At 67.3% G+C, this 18270-nt stretch carries 19 protein-coding genes; 12 read left to right on the top strand and 7 right to left on the bottom strand.

The features are described from left to right. Positions 1–8: 8 nt before the first annotated feature. The 5 genes from QMO14_RS26205 to QMO14_RS26185 all read left to right on the top strand — a co-directional run bounded on the left by QMO14_RS26205 (position 9) and on the right by QMO14_RS26185 (position 4304). On the top strand, positions 9–878 hold the full coding sequence (locus tag QMO14_RS26205; protein WP_184605462.1) for a branched-chain amino acid ABC transporter permease: 870 nt from the start codon (positions 9–11) through the stop codon (positions 876–878). After that, on the top strand, positions 875–1888 hold the full coding sequence (locus QMO14_RS26200; protein WP_184605461.1) for a branched-chain amino acid ABC transporter permease: 1014 nt from the start codon (positions 875–877) through the stop codon (positions 1886–1888). Before QMO14_RS26205 ends, QMO14_RS26200 begins: the two co-directional genes overlap by 4 nt. Continuing rightward, positions 1885–2649, top strand: coding sequence for an ABC transporter ATP-binding protein (locus tag QMO14_RS26195; RefSeq protein WP_184605460.1), 765 nt, complete (start codon positions 1885–1887; stop codon positions 2647–2649). The genes QMO14_RS26200 and QMO14_RS26195 overlap by 4 nt, the downstream gene beginning before the upstream one ends. After that, a complete protein-coding gene (locus tag QMO14_RS26190; RefSeq protein WP_184605459.1) occupies positions 2630–3352 on the top strand; it encodes an ABC transporter ATP-binding protein in 723 nt (240 codons plus the stop codon). The genes QMO14_RS26195 and QMO14_RS26190 overlap by 20 nt, the downstream gene beginning before the upstream one ends. A gap of 79 nt (positions 3353–3431) precedes the next feature. Beyond that, on the top strand, positions 3432–4304 hold the full coding sequence (locus QMO14_RS26185; RefSeq protein WP_184605458.1) for a LysR substrate-binding domain-containing protein: 873 nt from the start codon (positions 3432–3434) through the stop codon (positions 4302–4304). Between the two features lie 35 nt (positions 4305–4339). Here QMO14_RS26185 and QMO14_RS26180 read toward each other — a convergent pair whose 3' ends face one another. The 6 genes from QMO14_RS26180 to QMO14_RS26155 form a co-directional block, all read right to left on the bottom strand. Beyond that, on the bottom strand, positions 4340–5323 hold the full coding sequence (locus QMO14_RS26180) for a Bug family tripartite tricarboxylate transporter substrate binding protein (RefSeq protein ID WP_184605457.1): 984 nt from the start codon (positions 5321–5323) through the stop codon (positions 4340–4342). Between the two features lie 108 nt (positions 5324–5431). Further along, positions 5432–6208, bottom strand: coding sequence for an enoyl-CoA hydratase/isomerase family protein (locus tag QMO14_RS26175; RefSeq protein WP_184605456.1), 777 nt, complete (start codon positions 6206–6208; stop codon positions 5432–5434). A gap of 9 nt (positions 6209–6217) precedes the next feature. Then, positions 6218–7408, bottom strand: a complete 1191-nt coding sequence (locus tag QMO14_RS26170) for a CaiB/BaiF CoA-transferase family protein (protein WP_184605455.1) — start codon at positions 7406–7408, stop codon at positions 6218–6220. A gap of 46 nt (positions 7409–7454) precedes the next feature. Continuing rightward, positions 7455–8234, bottom strand: a complete 780-nt coding sequence (locus tag QMO14_RS26165; protein ID WP_184605454.1) for an SDR family NAD(P)-dependent oxidoreductase — start codon at positions 8232–8234, stop codon at positions 7455–7457. Between the two features lie 11 nt (positions 8235–8245). Continuing rightward, positions 8246–9382: a thiolase family protein gene (locus QMO14_RS26160; protein WP_184605453.1), complete on the bottom strand. Its 1137-nt coding sequence runs from the start codon at positions 9380–9382 to the stop codon at positions 8246–8248. 6 nt (positions 9383–9388) lie between these two features. After that, a complete protein-coding gene (locus QMO14_RS26155) occupies positions 9389–9745 on the bottom strand; it encodes a Zn-ribbon domain-containing OB-fold protein (RefSeq protein WP_260310348.1) in 357 nt (118 codons plus the stop codon). Positions 9746–9925: 180 nt separating this feature from the next. On the opposite strand from QMO14_RS26155, the gene QMO14_RS26150 reads away from it, so the two are divergent. Together QMO14_RS26150 and QMO14_RS26145 are read left to right on the top strand one after the other, a co-directional pair. After that, complete coding sequence (locus QMO14_RS26150; RefSeq protein ID WP_301510732.1) at positions 9926–11119, top strand: 2-methylaconitate cis-trans isomerase PrpF family protein; 1194 nt, start codon at positions 9926–9928, stop codon at positions 11117–11119. Beyond that, the gene (locus QMO14_RS26145; protein ID WP_301510731.1) at positions 11116–11895 is read left to right on the top strand and encodes an SDR family oxidoreductase; all 780 of its coding nucleotides are present in this window, start codon (positions 11116–11118) and stop codon (positions 11893–11895) included. The genes QMO14_RS26150 and QMO14_RS26145 overlap by 4 nt, the downstream gene beginning before the upstream one ends. A 73-nt stretch (positions 11896–11968) precedes the next feature. Here the strand turns inward: QMO14_RS26145 and QMO14_RS26140 are convergent, their stop codons facing one another. Further along, the gene (locus QMO14_RS26140) at positions 11969–12775 is read right to left on the bottom strand and encodes a helix-turn-helix domain-containing protein (RefSeq protein ID WP_301510729.1); all 807 of its coding nucleotides are present in this window, start codon (positions 12773–12775) and stop codon (positions 11969–11971) included. A 145-nt stretch (positions 12776–12920) separates the two neighbouring features. Between QMO14_RS26140 and QMO14_RS26135 the strand changes: the two genes are divergently transcribed. The 5 genes from QMO14_RS26135 to QMO14_RS26115 form a co-directional block, all read left to right on the top strand. Then, on the top strand, positions 12921–14942 hold the full coding sequence (locus tag QMO14_RS26135; protein WP_301510727.1) for an FUSC family protein: 2022 nt from the start codon (positions 12921–12923) through the stop codon (positions 14940–14942). Beyond that, positions 14939–15145 (top strand): DUF1656 domain-containing protein, encoded by a 207-nt coding sequence (locus QMO14_RS26130; protein WP_184605448.1) that lies wholly within the window; start codon positions 14939–14941, stop codon positions 15143–15145. Before QMO14_RS26135 ends, QMO14_RS26130 begins: the two co-directional genes overlap by 4 nt. Positions 15146–15172: 27 nt before the next feature. Continuing rightward, positions 15173–16159 (top strand): HlyD family secretion protein, encoded by a 987-nt coding sequence (locus tag QMO14_RS26125; RefSeq protein WP_184605447.1) that lies wholly within the window; start codon positions 15173–15175, stop codon positions 16157–16159. Beyond that, the gene (locus tag QMO14_RS26120; protein WP_260310333.1) at positions 16156–17610 is read left to right on the top strand and encodes an efflux transporter outer membrane subunit; all 1455 of its coding nucleotides are present in this window, start codon (positions 16156–16158) and stop codon (positions 17608–17610) included. The genes QMO14_RS26125 and QMO14_RS26120 overlap by 4 nt, the downstream gene beginning before the upstream one ends. Positions 17611–17660: 50 nt before the next feature. After that, positions 17661–18270: LysR family transcriptional regulator (locus QMO14_RS26115; RefSeq protein WP_301510724.1), on the top strand; the 610-nt coding region annotated here is incomplete at its 3' end.

The raw sequence follows: 18270 nt of genomic DNA, 5'->3' as shown, positions 1-18270 counted from the left end.
GCTGCAGCATGTCCGTTGCGCTTCTCAGCAGCATCCTGGTCGACGGGATCACGTACGCCATGATCCTGTTCATGATCACCGTGGGCCTGTCGATGACCATGGGCCTGATGCGGGTGGTGAATCTGGCCCATGGTGCCTTCGCGATGCTCGGCGGCTTTCTCGCGGCCAGCATTCCGCAGCGCTTGGGCGTGCCCATCGGGCTGGGTTTCATTCTGGCGATCGCCATCGTGGCCCTGGTGGCGGTGCTTTTCGAGCGCATCCTGCTGCGCCGTTTCTACCGGCGCGACGATCTCGACCAGATGCTCGTGACCATCGGCCTGATGTTCGTCGCGACGGCGGCGGTCAACCTGATGTTCGGATCGTCGGTGACATCCGTCGCGCTTCCCGAGGCATTCGGCGGCTCTGTGGACCTGGGGTTTCGCTCCATTCCCCGGCACCGGCTCATCGTCGTCGCCTGCGGGCTCGTGGTCGTCGGCGTCCTGTGGCTGAGCGTGGACCGGTCTTCCTTCGGCATCCGGGTGCGCGCCGCGGTCGACAACGCGCCGATCGCCCGGGCCATCGGCATCGACACGACCAGGATCTATGCGGCCACCTTCGCGATCGGTGCCGCGCTCGCGGCGCTGGGCGGCATCGCCGGTGCAGAGATGCTGCCGATGGAGCCGACCTACGCCTCCAAGTACCTCGTGATCCTCCTGGCCGTCGTCGCCGTGGGAGGCAACGGAAATCTGTTCGGCTCTTTCTTCGCAGCGTTGCTGCTCGGCATCGTGGAGACCTCGATGAAATACATGGTTCCGCAGCTCGCATCGGCTGCCTTTTTCCTGACGATGATCATCGTCTTGCTGGTCCGCCCGCAGGGGCTGTTCGGGAGGCAGGCATGAGCGCGGTGATTCCACCCATGGCAATGGCTGCGCCGGCGCGCTTGCGCCCGTGGAAGCAGTTGCGCGCCGAGATCGTGCTGATGCTCGCGGGGCTGCTGGCTTTCGCGCTGTTCCCGCAGGACCTCGGATTGCTGACCAACATGGCCACGATGTCGATCTTTGCACTGTCGCTGAGCCTCGTGCTCGGACAGGCGGGCATCGCGACCCTGGGCCAGGCCGCGCTGTACGGCACCGGCGCCTATGTCGCGGGCTGGACCGCGCTGTACCTGACGACCGATCCCATCGCCGGGCTACTACTCGGCGGCCTGGGCGGAGGGCTGATCGCGCTGCTGAGCGGTGCCGTCATGCTGCGCTCGACCAAGCTCACGCTGGTGATGCTCACCATCGCCGTGGCGCAGCTGCTGCTCGAGCTCGCCAACTGGGCCAGGTGGCTCACCGGCGGCGACGACGGACTTGCCGGCTTCGAGGTTGCGCCGCTGTTCGGCATCTGGGAGTTCAACTTCATGGGCCACACCGGCTATTTCTACGCGCTCGGCGCGCTGGTGCTGGTTTACTTCCTGGTGCGCAACCTGGTCGAGTCGCCCTTCGGCCTGACGGCCAGGGCCATACGGCAGGACCCGGGGCGCGTCCAGGCGCTGGGCGGGCGCGTGTACCTGCACCTGTTGGCCGTCTACACCGTGGGCGGCGTCGTGGCGGGGCTCGCGGGCGCACTGACGGCACAGACCAGCAAGGTGGCCAATCTCTCCATGCTGGACTTCACGACGTCCGCGGGTGTGGTGGTCATGATCGTGCTGGGCGGCACGCGCCGCCTGGCGGGTGCGGTGCTCGGCACCGTCGCGTACATGACCATCCACCACATCGCGTCGACCTTGAACCCGTATCACTGGCTGTTCGTCATCGGGTCGATGTTGATCGTCGTGCTCATCGTTCTGCCGGAAGGCCTGATCGGGCTTCTTGACCGGGCCGTGGCATTCGCCAGGCGGCCGGGCCGCAGCGGGGGAGGCCGATGACCCACCGGTTGCAAACCCAGAATCTCTGCCATTCCTTCGGAGGTCTGGCGGTCACGCAGAACGTCACGCTGTCCCTACCGCAGGGTGCACGCACGGCGCTGATCGGTCCCAACGGGGCCGGCAAGACGACGCTGGTCAACCTGCTGAGTGGAGCGATGCGCCCGCAGTCGGGCGATATCCGGTTGGACGGCTGCTCGATCGTCCAGCTGCCGCAGTACGCACGCGTGCGCAGCGGCATCGTCCGCACGTTCCAGATCAGCCGCCTGTTCAAGGACCTCACCGTGGCGGAGAACGTCAGGGTCGCGGTGCTGCAGCGGCTGCGGGCCTCGATGCAGTGGTGGCCCTCGCAGGCGCGTTCGGCGCGTGTTCGCGACGAGGTTCACGAGACGCTCGGCATGCTGGGCCTGCATCCCTACGCGAACCGGGTGGTAGGACACCTCGCGCTCGGGGAACAGCGGCTTGCGGAGATCGCCCTGGCGCTCGCGATGAAGCCGCAGGTGCTGCTGCTGGACGAGCCCGGCGCGGGTGTGCCGCAAGGAGAAGGCGGCCGCATCATGGACGCCATCGAAAGCCTGCCGAAGGAACTGTCCGTGCTGCTCATCGAGCACGACATGGACCTGGTGTTCCGCTTCGCCTCACACATCATCGTGCTCGTTGCCGGTGCGGTGATGGTCGAGGGCACGCCGCAGGAGGTCGCCGCCAACGAACAAGTCAAGCAAATCTACTTCGGACGAGACGGCCATGCCCAAGCTCCCTATTGAACTCCGGTTCGACGATGTCACGACCGGCTACGGCGGCGTGCCGGTCGTCGAGCATCTCAGCTTCAGCGTGCGCGAAGGCGAGCGTCTGGGCCTCATCGGGCGCAACGGCGCCGGCAAGACCACTACGCTGGCAACCGCGATCGGCCTGGCCGACCTGATGCAGGGTCGTATCCACTTCGGCGGCAACGACATCGGCGGGGCTACCACGTATGCGCGCGCACGGGCAGGGCTCGGCTACGTGCCGCAGAGCCGCGACATCTTTCCTTCGCTGACGGTAGAGGAGAACCTGCTGTCGGGCCTGCAGGGACGCTCGGCCGGCGTGGCCCTGCCGCCGGTCTATGCACTGTTCCCGCGGCTCAAGGAGCGGCGGCGCAACGGTGGCACGCAGCTGTCGGGCGGCGAGCAGCAGATGCTGTCCGTGGCACGGGCACTCGTCGGCCAGCCGCGCATACTGCTGCTCGACGAGCCGCTGGAGGGCCTCGCTCCGATGGTGCGAGAGGAACTGATGGACGCCATCGTCCGGATGAGCGACCAGCTCGGAGTCGGCTGCGTCCTCGTGGAGCAGCACGTCGACGTCGTTCTCGACTTCTCCACGAACGTCATCGTGCTGGAGCGGGGCGTCGCCGCTTATTCCGGCTCCGCGTCGGCCCTGCGCGAAGAAGAGGACCTTCTGAACCGCACCATCGGCATCCAGAAATGCTGAAGCCGATGCGTGCGAGTGCCGAGACAAGCAGTTTGCCTCTTCAGGGAGCGCTGAGTTTGCCGGAAGTTTCAATCCTGTCATGCAGAACCTTCGCGCGCTCCTGAGCCCGCTGCGTGCGTTCGATGCGGTGTATCGGGCCAAGGGGGTGTCGCGAGCCGCTCAATTGCTCCACGTCACTCCCGGGGCCGTGAGCCAGCAGATCAAGCTGCTGGAAGCGGGGCTGGGCGTGCAGCTGTTCCAGAGGGCCGGTCGCGAGATCGAACTCACCGCAGTGGGAGAACGACTCGCCACCCGCGTCTGCGACGCCTTCGATCGCCTGCACGACGCGCTGGGCGACCTGGCCGACAGCCAGCGGGAGAAACGGCTCCGCCTCAAGGTGCCTCCGAGCATCGCCATCCGCTGGCTGGTTCCCCGCCTTCACGGCTTCCATGCGCTTCATCCCGACATCGGCCTGGAGATCGCGACGATCGCACTCGCGGATGACGTCCGACTTGAAGGCGCCGACTGCGCAATCCGGCACGGCATGGGCGAGTGGGCCGATGTGGAGCTCGACCACCTGTTCGACGACGAATTCGTCCCGGTCTGCGCACCCGCCCTGGCGGGGCAGTTCCAGGTGCCTGGCGATCTGCTGCGGGCCGAACTGCTGCACTCCATGCTGCGCCCGCAGGCCTGGCCGCTGTGGCTCGGCTCGGCCGGCCTGTCGGATACCCCATGCCTGCCGGGAATCGCGTTGGCGAATGCTGCGTTGTGCTATCAGGCCGCAGCGGATGGCCTGGGCGTGGCAATGGCGCAGCGGGCCTACGTGCAAGATGACCTGCGCACCGGGCGCCTCGTGGTTGCGGTGGACCATGTCGCCAGGACGGAGCTCGGTTACTACCTCGTCTGCGACCCTTTGAAAGCGGCCACGGCACCGGTCCGGCTTTTTCGGGATTGGATCCGCTCGGTGCGCTAGGCGCGCCGCGGGGAGCGCGCGGTCGCGTCATCGCGCTAATCGGCCTTGAATCCTGAGGCCTTGACGACCGGTTCCCAGAACCCGCGCATTTCGTCGAACCTGGCGCGCGCTTCGGCGGGCGAGCTTCCCGTGTTCATGAAGCCGAGCATGCGGACCTTGCTCGCGAACTGCTCGGTGGAAGCCGCCTTGCGCACGGCGGTGCTCCATTCGGAGACTACGGCCGCGGGCGTGCCGGGGGCCAGGCATATGGCCAGCACGCCGACTGCGGTGAGTTCCTTGCGGCCGAGTTCGCCAAAGGTCGGCACGTTCGGCAGCAGCGGCGAGCGTTGTGCGGAGGTGACGGCCAGCACGCGCAGCTTGCCGGCGTTGTGGTGCTGCGCAAAGTCTCCGACCGTGGACGTGCCCGCCGCGACATTGGCGCCCGTCAGGTTCACGATCATCGGCGCTGCGCCCTGGAACGGTATGTCCTGCAGCGGTGTGCCGATAATCCTGGCGATCTGAAGTCCCAGGAAGTGCGTCGGACCGCCCGATGCCGCGTGGCCGAAGTTGGCTTTCTCCGGGTGCGTACGCACCCATTGGGCGTATTCGGCGAAGGTCTTGACGGGCGAGGAGGAGGGCACGGCCAGTGCCATCGGGAACTCGACCACCGTCGACACCGGCAGGATGTCCCTCTGCGGGTCGTAGTTGAGCTTGTTGAAGACGAAGGGGTAGATCGATGCGAGAAAGTCGGGGCACAGCATGGCCACGCTGCCGTCGGTGGGAGCGGCGCGCATCGCATCGATCGCGATCTTCCCGCCTGCGCCCGGCTTGTTCTCCACCACCACAGTGCGATCGAGCGGGCCATGCAATTGATCGGCAAGCGCGCGCGTCACCACGTCGAGCGTGCCACCGGGCGAGAAGCCGACCAAGATCTTGGCGGGTGGGCGGCCGGCTTGCTGCCCGATGGCCGGTGATGCACCGACGAACGCGGCAACGATGAGTGCGAGGTTGTTGAGCCAGGCGGTACGCGGTTTATTCACGGGATGCTCCAGGAGAAAGCTCACATCGGTTGTTCGAGCGTCGACTCGTGCTTGCGAGCAGATCGAAGGCTCGCCCAGAGAACGCATCCGTCTCGCGGGCGAGGCATTTCAGCGGCCGCGAAACACGGGAGGGCGCTTCTCGGCGAAGGCGCGGCGCCCCTCCAGCCGATCTTCGCTGTCCCTGAGCAGCCCGAAGGCCTGGCGCTCCAGGGCCAGCCCGCCCGCTAGCGGCAGCTCGCGTCCGTTCATCGCCAGGCGCTTGGCGGCGGTCATCGCCAGCGGGGCATTGGCTGCCATCGCGCCTGCGAGCTGCAGGGCTGCCTGCTGCAATTCGGAGAAGGGAACCACCTTGCTGACCAACCCGATCCGCAGCGCTTCCGCGGCGTCGATGCGTTCACCGGTGAGCAGCATCCACATCGCGTCCGACTGGCCGACCGCGCGGATCAGGCGCTGCGTGCCACCGGCGCCTGGGATGCTGCCAACCCGCACTTCCGGCAAACCGAAGCGTGCGTTGTCGGAGCAGATGCGAATGTCCGCCAGCAAGGCCAGCTCCAGCCCGCCGCCCAGGGCGTAACCGTTGATGGCGGCAATGACGGGCTTGTCGGTCTGCAGCGTGCCGAAGTTGAAATGTCCGGTTCCGCAGCGAAAGACCTGCCGCGCCGCGCTGTCGGCGGGCGGCATGGTCTTCTTGAGGTCCGCGCCTGTGCAGAAGGCGCGCTCTCCCGCACCCGTGAGGACGAGCACGCGGACGTCCTCGTCGTTCGAAACCTCGTCCCAGATCTCGAGCAATTGCTCGTTCGACTCCGGGTCGATGGAGTTCATGGCCTCGGGCCGATTCAGGGTGACGACGGCGACGCCGTTCTGGACTTTCTTGACGATGGGCATGGTTGTGCTTCAGTTCTGGGAAGGGCTGGGGGCGATCACCGAATCGATGGCCGCGGCCGGCATGCCGAGCTCGGCCAGCACCTCCCGGGTGTGCTGGCCCAGGGTGGGGGCGGGGCGTCGCGCCCGGGGCCGCTCCCCGACCGCGCCGATGACGCTGCGTGGCAGCGTCATCGACCCGGCGACCGGGTGCTGCAGCTGCTCCGCGAGCGCCGCTTCGAGGAAGGGCGCGGACTGCGCCACCTCCGCATAGTTGTTGATGGGGCCGCAGATGATGTCCACGGCTGCGAACTTCTCCAGCCAGAAGGCGCGGGGATGCGCGAGCATGCGCTCTTCGAGCAGGCGCAGCAGCGTCTCGCGGTGCTGGAGCCGGCCCTTGTTGTCGGCGAAGCGTGGATCGCAGGCCAGTTCAGGCGCGCCTATGGCGGCACACAGGGCCTGCCACCGTGCGGGGTGATAGGCCGCCACCATGATCCATCCGTCGGCGCAGCGCAGGGCTTCGTTCGGGGTCGAATACGGCGCGGCGTGCCCCTGCGGCCCGGGCACGTGGCCGTCCGCGAAGTAGGACGCGAAGCTCACGTGCTGAAGCGCGATGGCGCTTGCGAACATGCTGGCTTCGACGTGCTGCCCCTGGCCCGTGCGTTGCCGGTCCGAGAGGGCGGCCAGGACTGCGATGGTCGCCAGCGACCCCGTGACCAGGTCGACCACCGGCACCGGCACCTTGCACGGCTCCCCGTCGCGCGCGCCGGTGACGCTCATCAGGCCGCTCACGGCCTGGAGCACGCCGTCGACCCCGGGAAGATCCTTGCTGGCGCCGTGCTGGCCATATGCCGAGACCGAGCAGTAGATGAGCCGCGGATTGCCCGCGGACACCGTTGCGTAGTCCAGGCCGAGGCGCGCCATCACGCCCGGGCGGAAGCTCTCGACCAGCACATCCGCCTGCGCGACCAGCGCCTGCGCCGCCTGCAGGTGCTCGGGGTGCTTGAGGTCGAGCACGACACTGCGCTTGTTGCGATTGAGCGCCATGAAGGCGACCCCCTCGCCCCGCACCCAGGGCGAAAGGGCCCGCGAGAGATCGCCTGCAGGCGCTTCGACCTTCACCACGTCGGCGCCCAGGTCGGCCATGCACAGCGTGCAGGTCGGACCGGCCATCACCTGCGTGAAGTCGATCACTTTCAAACCGCTCAATGCATTGGCGAGCATGCGATCTTCAGTCTTGTTGGATTGCTCATGTCGTGATGTCGGCGCGCTATACGGAGGGGCTGCCGAGGCTGCGCCCGCCGCAGACGTACAGGAGCTGGCCGGTGACGTAGCTCGAGCCGGGTTCCGCGAAGAACCGGACGGCGCGGCCGATGTCCTCCGGCTGGCCGATGCGTTCCATCGGCACGGTCTTGTGGAGCCCCTGCCGGACCTCCTCGGTCAGTGTTTCGAACAGCGGCGTCTCCACGATGCCGGGCGCGATGGCGTTCACGGTGATGCCCTTGCGCGCATATTCGAGCGCCAGCGAGCGCGTCAGGCTCACCACCGCGCCCTTGGAGGCGGAGTAGGCCGCCTGGCCGCGGTTGCCCAGCCATGCGCGCGAGCCGATGTTGATGATGCGGCCGAACCGGTTCTCCGCCATCTGTGCCAAAACCGCCCTCGAGCAGATGAACTGCGAATGGAGGTTGACCTCGATCACGCGGGTCCAGAACGCGAGATCCATCTTCGAGACCAACTTGTCGCCGCCGATGCCTGCGTTGTTGACCAGGATGTCGATGCGGCCATGAGATGCGAGAAGCCGGGCCACCGTCGCCTCCACCTGCTCCACCGAGCTGACGTCGACCTTGAAGGTCCGCACGTCGAAGCCCTCGCCCGAAAGGGCCTGCTCGGCGGCCTGCAGCGCCGCCTCGTCGAAGTCCCACAGCGCGATGCGGCATCCGGCTTGTGCGAGCTCGCGGGCGATGCCGAGGCCGATGCCCTTGGCGCCACCGGTCACGACGGCAACGAGGCCGTGCAGCGAGGCCGGCGTGGTTGTGCTTGTCTGGTTCATGATGCTTGCAATCAAAGCGAAAGAATGTTGATGGAGCAGGCGGCGTGGTCCACGCCCCAGATGCCGCCACCGGTCACCTGCGTGAGGCCGATGCGCGCTCCGCGCACCTGCCGTGCGCCGGCACGGCCTTGCAGCTGCTCGCAGACCTCCACGACCTGTGCGACGCCCGTCGCTCCCGGCGGATGCCCCTTGGCGATCAGTCCGCCGCTGGGGTTGACCGGCACGCGTCCGCCAAGCGTGGTCGCGCCGCTTTGCAGGAGGCTTGCCGCCTCGCCCCGGCTGCAAAGACCAAGCGCCTCGTAATAGAGCAGCTCGGAAATGGTGAACGCGTCGTGCACCTCCAGCAGGCTGAGATCCTGCGGTCCGATGCCGGCCTGTTCATAGGCCAGCCTGGCGGCGCGCGCGGTGATCTCGGCCTCAGTCATGTCGACCGGTGCGGTCTCGAACAGGCCCGACTGCACCACCGATGCCAGGACCCGGACCGGCTTTGCAACGCCCCTGGAGGGCTTGGTGCTGAGCACTAGCGCCGCCGCCCCGTCGACCACCGCGGGGCAGCACTGGAGCAGCGTGAGCGGCTCGGCCACCGGGCGGGACGCCAGAATCTCCTCGCGGCTCGCCAGCTTGGCGAACGTAGCGACGGGATTCAGGACGCCGTGCTTTCGATTCTTGACGGAGATGTCTGCCAGCGTCTCCAGCGTGAGGCCGTGGTCGTGCATGTATCGCCTGGCGCGCATGGCATACAGGGCCGGCATGATCATTCCGCGTCGGTTGTTCCAGTCCTTCTGGCTGAGCTGCAGCGGGCCACCGCCAAGGCTGCTCAGGTGGTCCATGCCGAACACCACCACGGTGTCGTACTGGCCGACCTTGAGCGCCTGCAGCGCAAGATTCAACGCAGTGGCGCCGCTGGAGCAGGCGTTGTCCACGTTGTAGACGGCACCGCCCTCGGCATGCAGCTCGCGCAATGCACGCTGGCCGGGCAGCATGGCCCCCAGCGCGTTGCCGCAGTAGAACGCCTGCACCTCCGAGAGCTGCGTGCCGGCATCGGCAAGGGCATCGAGAATCGCTGCCTGGGCCATGGCTTCTTCGGTCAGTTCGGGAAAGCGGCCGAAGTCCGTAATGCCGACCCCGGTGATCAGTGGTTGCTTCATCTCGCATCACTCCTTGAAGGCATAGTCGGGCGTGCTGTCCGGCAACGCGAAGGGCACCACCCGCAGGCGGCTGCCGATGGCCGGCGGCTCGGTGCCGAACAGCAGCCGCCCGAACGCCCGCACGCCGGGCGCGAAGTCGACCATGGCGAGGCCGTAGGGCGGCTTCTCCTTGCCGGGGTGGACGATCGTGAAGCTGTAGAGGGAGCCGGTGGGGCCGAGCTCGATCTCTTCGACCTGCTGGTCTTCGTGAACGAATTCGATCGGCGGGAACTGGGGTGGCTGGCTGGCCACGCGTGTGGCGACAAGCACCATGCCGCCGGGGGTGTCGCGGAAGGGGGATTCCGTTCGCTTGATGATCTTCAAAAGGTGTCTCCTGTTCGTGTGGAGCTGGCCACAGCAACAGGAAGTATCGAGACGCACACCCTCGTGGTCATTGGATTTCTGCTCGGCATTCTTTAGGCTCGCTAAAACATGTAGCCAGGCTAAAGAAAGGCCAGTCAAACTGATAGGACGGCGGCCCGGGCGCAACCGCATACTGGGTCGATGAAAGAACAAATCAACGTACCGGTCACCTTGATGCGCGGTGGCACGAGCAAGGCCGTTTTCCTCTCGCAGCAGGACGTGCCCGCCGATGCCGAGGCGCGCCTGCGATTTCTGCTGGCTCTGTTCGGCAGCCCGGATGTGCGGCAGATCGACGGGCTCGGCGGCGCAGACATCCTGACGAGCAAGTGCGCCATCATCGGGCCGCCGTCGCGCCCGGATGCGGACATCGACTACACCTTCGTGCAGATCGGCATCGACCAGCCCACGGTCAGCTTCGAGATCGTCTGCGGCAACATTTCGTCGGCCACGGGGGTGTATGCGTTGCAGGAGAAGCTGGTTCCCGTGCAGGAGCCCGTCACCACCGTTCGGGTGCACAACACGAACACCGGAAAGATCCTTCGAATGACGGTGCAATGCGCCGATGGCGAGCCGCGCGTGGAGGGAGACAGCGAAGTGGATGGCGTGCCCGGCACCGGTGCAGAGGTGGCACTGGACTACTCCGACACCAGCGGCGCCACGACCGGCAAGCTCCTTCCCACGGGCCAGGCGCGCGATTGGGTCCACGTGTCGAAGCTCGGCCGCGAAATACCGGTGTCGGTGGTCGACGTCGGCACGGCGTGCGTGTTCATCCGCGCGGCGGACCTGGGCATCACCGGCACCGAACTGCCGGGCCAACTTGGCCCCGAGATCTACGAGATGGCCGAGGAGGTGAGGCGCTGGGTCGTCGAACGCTGCAATCTTCCGTCGTCGGGGATCCTGACGCCGTACCAGATCCTGATCAGCGAAGCGCAGGACTACCGGACCATCGCCGGTGACCGCGTCGTGCAGTCATCGGAGATCGACTTCGTCGCGCGCATGGTGCTCAACGGTGGCGCCATGCACAAGGCGTTCCCTGGCGGGGGCTCGGTGTGCCTCTCGGTCGCGGCGCAGATCGCGGGAACCGTTCCGGCCGAAGCGCGGGGCACGCATGCGGGCCCGACGCGCATCCGCATCGGCCATCCGAGCGGGGTGCTCAAGATCTTCGCGGATGTCGAGCGTGCGGGCGAGAACGAATGGACGGTGCGCGAAGTGCACTTCACGCGCACGGCGCGGCGCCTGTTCGACGGAACGGCCTATGTGCGGCGATCGCGCCTCGAGGTGCCCGCAAAAGAAAGCACGTCCATGCGCGCGAGTACGGCGGTGACGTCGCCATGAGTGCCCAGGATCTTTTCTCGCTGCAGGGCCGCACGGCGCTCATCACAGGTGGCTCGCGAGGCATTGGCCGCATGATCGCCGAGGGGTTCCTGGCGCACGGCGCACGCGTCTACATCGGCGCGCGAAAGGCCGAGGCCTGCGACCTGGCCGCGCGGGAACTCGCGAGCACAGGCCGCTGCGTATCGCTGCCGTACGACGTGTCCACGGTCGCGGGCTGCCAGGCGATGGCCGACGCCTACGCCCGGCATGAGTCGACGCTGGACATCCTGGTCAACAACGCCGGGGCTGCATGGGGAGAGGACTTCGATGCGTTTCCGGAGAACGGCTGGGACAAGGTGGTCGACCTGAACCTGAAGACGCCTTTCTTTCTGACGAAGGCGCTCGCCGGACCGCTGCGCGCCGCGGCCAAGGCACGGGTGGGAAAGATCATCAACATCGCTTCCACCGACGGCATCGGACTCAACCCGCAGGAGAACTACTCCTACGTGGCGAGCAAGGCAGGACTGGTTCACCTGACGCGGCGCATGGCGATGCGCCTGGCGCAGGACAACATCGCGGTCAGCGCCATTGCGCCAGGGGCATTCCCCTCCGAGATGAACCGCAATGCCCGCGACCATGGGGAAGCGCTGTCGGAGCACATTCCCGCGCGGCGCATCGGCACGCCGGACGACATCGCAGGCGCCGCCATATTCCTGGCCTCGCGCGCGGGAGACTACGTGATGGGTGCCACCCTGGTGGTGGACGGCGGCGTGACCCACGCGCGCCCCTACCGGTGAAGGCCTGAGGCGGAACTTCGGCCGCGTTCATGCCGGCACGATGTGATGCCGGCCGATGGGCGCCCGGGGGTCCTCATCCTCCTGTCATCAGCCGGTCATTGATGTACGTGGCGGGAGGCTTGCCGAACGCCTTCTTGAACATCGTGATGAAGGCCGAGGGCGACTCGTAGCCGAGGTCGTAGGCGACCTGCTGCACGGTCGCTCCTCCGGACAGTTCCCGAAGCGCGACCATCATGTGCAGCTGGCGCCGCCAGCGTCCGAAGCTCAGGCCGGTCAAGGCTGTGCACAGCCGGTTCAGCGTCCGCTCGCTCATGCCGAGCTGGCGCGCCCAATCTTGCTGCGTACGGCGGTCGGACGGATCCCGCATCATGGCGCGGGACACCTTTCGCAGCCGCGCATCCTCGGGCATGGGCAAGGAGACTTCCTCCTTCGGCATGGCGCAGAGCTGGTCCAGCAGCACATGGGCGAGCCGATCGGTCGGCCCGCCTGGCTCGTAGGAGGGCGGTTGTTCCGCCAGGTACTGGATCATCTCGCCGAGCATCGGGCTGATGCGCAAGGTGCAGCAGCTGGCAGGCAAGGGCGCGGCATCGCGCGCAACGAACAGATAGAAGATCACCGCGTTCGCCGTGCTGTGGTTGCTGTGCGGCGTGCCGCCCGGAATCCACACGCCCGCCTGGGGCGGAACCATCCACATTGCACCGGGTATGTCGCAGGAGACCGCCCCCCGCAGCGCCATCACTAGCTGGCCCGATCGATGCACGTGAATCGGAACCTCGCGCTCGCGCTCCTCGACATCCACGCGATGTGCCATGACAGGCACCGACGGCTCGTAGTCCAGGTCGAGGTTGGCGCGAGACGTGGTACGGACGGAGCGGTTCATTCCCGGTGACCGAAAAGAGAAATCATTTGTCCAAGTTTACGATTCTTGCCTCGCATGAGGATGCCTAGCATCTGCACATGCAAATGATTCGCAACAAATTCGAAGCCGGATCGACGCCCTCGAACACGATCTCCAGGGGCGCCGCATGAGCGCGAGGCCTCGTTTCTCCAGGCAGGAGTGGCTCTTTTCGCTCAAGAGCTTTTTCGCGGCCATGCTCGCGCTCTACCTGTCCAGCCGTTTCGGGCTGCCCCGGCCCTTCTGGTCCATGATGACCGCGTACATCGTGGCCCATCCCCTGGCGGGCCATGTGCGCTCGAAGTCGCTCTACCGCCTCTGCGGCACCGTGCTGGGATGCGCGGCCACCGTAGTGCTGATCCCGTCGCTGTCCGGGTCGCCGGTGCTTCTGTCGCTCGCGCTGGCGCTGTGGGTGGGCTCGTGCCTCTACCTGTCGCTGATGGACCGGAGCGCGCGCTCCTATGCCTTCATGCTCGCAGGCTACTCTGCGGCGCTGATCGGCTTTCCGCTGGTGGAGGCACCCGCGGCGATGTTCGACACCGCCATCGCCCGAACCGAGGAGATCGCGCTCGGCATCGTCTGCGCGAGTCTCGTGCACAGCGTCGTGTTGCCCACCAGCCTTGCGCCTTCACTCCTCGGGCTGATCGACCGCACGCTGGGCGATGTACGCCGGTGGGCCGGCGACCTGATGAGCGCTGGTGCCGAGGAGGAGGTTCGCAAGCGGCTGGCACAGGACAGGCGGCGTATCGCCACCGACATCACCCAGTTGCGCCTGCTCGCAACCCACGTGCCTTTCGATACCGGCGGCCTGCGATGGACTCGACATGCCGTGGGCGACCTGCACGACGGCCTTGCGGCACTGGCGCCATCGCTTTCGGCCCTGGAGGACCGGCTCGCAGCATTGCGCGATGCAACAGGCGGTGTGCCCGAACCGGTCACGCGGGCCATGGCGCAAGGCAGCGCCTGCCTCGATGCCGAGGCACCACCCGTGGCCGTGGACGGCGTCCTCGCCGCTGTCCGGGCTGAGGGCGTGGACTGGCGGAATTCGCTCTGGGTGCGTGCGCTGAGCATCGACGTGGCCGCTCATGTCGACGAGCTGGTCGCGGGATGGCGCCGGTGCAACGCGCTTCGCGCCGACATCGCCGCCGGGCTGGTCGGCCATGCGTCGCCTCCGAAGCGGGCAGAGGCTTCGCGGCCTTCGGTCCTCCACGTGGACAGGGGCCTGGCGCTGCGCTCCGCGTTCACGGTCGTGCTTTCCACCTGCACTGCATGCACGGCGTGGATCTTCAGCGGTTGGCGCGCGGGATCGTCCATGGCCATGGCGGCAGCGGTCTTCTGCAGTTTCTTCGCCACCATGGACGACCCCGTGCCCGGCATGCACAAGTTCCTGATCGCCCTGCTGTGGTCGATGCCGGTGTCTGCCTTCTACATCCTTGGCGTCATGCCGCTGGCGCACGACTTCGGCATGCTGGTGCTGTGTATTGCGCCCCTGTTCCTGGTCGTGGGCGGCTACCTGGCTCGTCCGGCAAGCAGCCTCACGGCACTTGGGATGTTTTTCGGCGTGGCCGGCACGCTGGCCCTGCACGACATTGCCAGCGCCGACTGGGTCAGCTTTCTCGAGGGCAATCTGGCGCTCTTCGCCGGTGCCCTGATTGCCGCACGCGTTACCGCCATCGTGCGCAGCGTGAGCAGCGAATGGAGCGCGCGGCGCATCCACCGGGCCACCTGGCGCGATCTTTCCGGGATGGCGGCGCGCCCGAAGCGCGCGCTGGCGCGTGACGCATTCGCCGGCCGCATGCTGGACCGCATCGCGCTGCTGGTTCCGCGCACGGCTGGCGGCGCGGCGGACCAGGGCAGCGAGGCGGTGCAGCTCGCCATGCGCGAACTTCGCATCGGCGCGAGCATCGGCGTCCTTCAGCAGCATCGCCACCTGCTGCCCGAAACGCCTGTGCGCGAGCTGCTGGCCGCGCTCGAGCGAGCCTTCCTCGCCCAAGCCACGGAATCGCTGACGCGGCTAGACGCGCTGTTGCCGCAGATCGACCGGCTGCTGGCCCTTTGCCTCGCAAGCACCGGGTGCGAACCCGCTGTCTCGGCCCTCGTGGGGCTGCGCAGGGATCTCTTTCCTTCTGCGCCTTCGGACCTCCACCCATGATCGAAACGAGCTTCTTCGGCATCTACGTTCCCGGCCTGCTCCTGCTTGCAGGAGGCGCGATGGCTTGCGCCTGGTGGGTTCGCCGCCTGCTGTCGCTGCTCGGTGTCTACCGGTGGGTGTGGCATCCACCGCTCTTCGATCTGGGGCTGTATCTCCTGTCGCTTTATGCGCTGGTCCGGCTGGCCGGCGCCATCTCCTCCTGAACTGATCCGTTGTCCTGCTGCTCGATCATGAATACCAAATCCGTCCGCCTTCCCGCCTGGCTGTCGCACCCGGCTCCATCTCTCTTGCGCATGCTGTTGACCGCGCTGGTTGCTGCGGCAGCCTGCTGGGCCGGCCTGCAACTCTGGGACCACTATGAGCTGGCGCCCTGGACGCGCAACGGCCGGGTGCGCGCCGACGTCGTCCAGGTGGCGCCCGATGTTTCCGGCATGGTGGCCGTCGTGGCGGTGCGCGACAACCAGCCGGTCGTGGCGGGCGAGTTGCTCTTCTCGATCGACGAAGCCCGCTTCGCGCTGGCGCTGCAGCAGGCCGAAGCTGCAGTCGCCGCTCAGCGGATCGTCATCGGCAATCAGCAGGTCGCGCTGGCCCAGGCGCAGCGCGAGCGCCGCCGCAACGACGAACTGGAGGGCCTTGTCGCGCAGGAGGTGCGCGAGCAGTCGCGCCTGCGTGTCGAGCAAGCCAGGGGGGCGCTGCTGGCGGCCGAAACGGCCCTGCGCCAGGCGCAGGTGGCGCTTGACGTGGCGCGCCTGAACCTGCAACGCGCAGAAGTGCGCGCGCCGGCGGCGGGCCGTGTCACCAATCTCGACCTGCGCCGGGGCGCCTATGCGACCGCAGGCCACCCTGCATTGGCGCTTGTGGCTGACGGTTCGATCTACGTCGAGGGCTACTTCGAGGAAAACAAGCTGTCGCGCATCCGGCTGGGTGACCGGGTGCGAGTGACCCCCATGGACGCGCCCTCGCTCGAAGGCGAGGTCGACAGCATTGCCGCAGGCATCGGCGACCGCGACCGCAGCACCGGTGCCAACCTGCTGTCCAGCGTGAACCCTACATTCAACTGGGTGCGGCTCGCCCAGCGCGTTCCGGTGCGAGTGAAGCTCGACCCGCTGCCCGCCAATGCTCGCCTGGTCGTCGGGCAGACTGTCTCTGTCGAGGTGATGGAGGCCCGAGCAGCCTCCACCGCCGCCGCGGCTCGCGTTCAGGAGCCGCGGTCATGAAGCCGCCTCTCGTCCTCGCGCTTGCAACCGCTGCCGCATGCGTGATGTTGGCTGGCTGTGCACATGGTCCCGTCGGCCCCGACTACGTCGCACCGGCCGCGATCACCGCAGCGCAGTCCGCTTCGGCCGGGCCGTTCCTCTCCGGCGGCGCGGCCACATCGGATGCAACGATGCCCGCGCACTGGTGGCGCCTTTTCGACGACCCGCAGCTCGAGGGCCTGATCGCCCGGGCCCTGGCGCACAACACCGATCTGCGGCAAGCCCTGGCTACCTTCGAGCGTGCCATGGCCCTCGAGGCAGAGGCGCACGGGAGCGAACAGCCCTCGATCACCCTCAATGGCGGTCCGAGCTTCGGTCATAGCTCGGGCTTGTCGGTGCTGCAACCCGGCCATGCGCCGCCGAGCCGGCTCAACTACAGCATGGGCATGGCCGTGTCCTACCAGCTGGACCTCTTCGGCCAACTGCATCGCGCCATCGAGGCTGCCGAAGCGGATGCCGGCGCCGCGCGCGCCGCGGTGGACCTGGTGCGCGTGAGCGTTGCCGGCGGCACGGCGCAGGCATATGGCGCAGTGTGCGCCACCGGGCTGCAGTTGCGCGTGGCACAGGTGTCGATGCGCCTGCAGGAGGACGCGCTCGGGCTGGCGCTGCGGCTGCAGCGCGCGGGCAAGGCCGGCACCATGGACGCCGCGCGTGCGCGCGCCCAGCTCGAAACCCTCCGCGCCGCGATTCCCCCGCTGGAATCCCGGCGCCAGCAGGCGCTGTATCGGCTCGCCACGCTCACGGGTGCGCCGCCGCGCGACCTTCCCGAGGCCGTCGGCCATTGCGAGCAGCCTCCACGCGTAGCCGGACTGCTGCCCGTGGGCGACGGTGCGGCGCTGCTCGCCCGGCGCCCCGACGTGCGGCAGGCCGAGCGAAGCCTGGCCTCCGCGACGGCGCGAATCGGTGTCGCGACGGGCGATCTGTATCCCAAGGTGACGCTGGGCCTCTCATCGGCGTCCACCGGCTTTGTCGAACGGTTCGCCAACCGCGAGGCCTTCAGCTACAGCGTGGGCCCGCTGATCAGCTGGTCCTTTCCCAACACGGGTGTCGCACGAGCGCGCATCACCCAGGCAGAAGCAACGGCTCACGTCGCAGTCGCGCGGTTCGAGGGCACCGTGCTGAATGCGCTGCGAGAAGCCGAAGCCGCGCTGGACACCTACGGCCGCGAGCTCGATCGGCATGCGGCTCTGGCTGCCGCGCGTGACCAGAGCCTGATCGTGGCCGACCAGGCGCAGGCGTTGCTGATCAACGGAAAGGTCGGCCAGTTCGATGCGCTGGACGCCCAACGCACCCTGGCCTCGCACGAAGCCGCGCTGGCTGAGTCCGACGCCCGGCTGGCGGAGTACCAAGTCGGGGTTTTCATGGCCCTGGGTGGCGGATGGGAGAGTGGCCCCGCTGCGTCGCACCCGTGAGGGTGAAGGGCAGTTATCTGCAATGGGACGCTTCGCGAGTGACGGGATGAATGATGGACGGATTCGAGCTTCTCAGGACATTTTCGGAAGTGGCCTTCCAAGGCAGCTTCTCGCGCGCGGCCGGCAGGCTCGGTATCTCGAAGGCCAGCGTGAGCAAGCACGTTGCAGCACTGGAGTCGCGCTTCAATGTCCGCTTGCTCAACCGCTCGACGCGTTCAGTCTCCCTCACCGACGCAGGCCGCTTGCTGCAGGCGCGATGTGCGCCCCTGATGGAGATGATCGAGCAGACCACGAGCGAACTGCAGGCACGCGGCTCGCACCCCAGCGGTCGCCTGTTGATCACCGCGCCCCACGGAATGGTCCAGACGGCGTTTCCGCGCCTGCTGGGAGACTTCCTCACTTGCTATCCCGACGTGCAGCTCGACCTGAAACTGAGCAACCGCATGATCGATCTTGTCGACGAGGGAGTGGACATCGCCTTGCGGTTCGGGCGGATCGGCGACGAGAACCTGATCGTGCGGCGCCTGCGCCGGATGGGTCTCACACTTTGCGCCACGCCGCGCTACTGGGCGCGGCGCGGCATTCCGTTGAAGCCTGATGACATGCGAAAGCACGATGTCCTCGCATACTCCGTCACGCCAGGGCCTCCACAGATCGCAT

This window comes from Variovorax sp. CAN15 (genome assembly GCF_030462475.1).
In the GTDB taxonomy this organism is placed as follows: Bacteria; Pseudomonadota; Gammaproteobacteria; order Burkholderiales; family Burkholderiaceae_C; genus Variovorax.
This window is presented reverse-complemented; position numbering and strand designations above follow the sequence as displayed.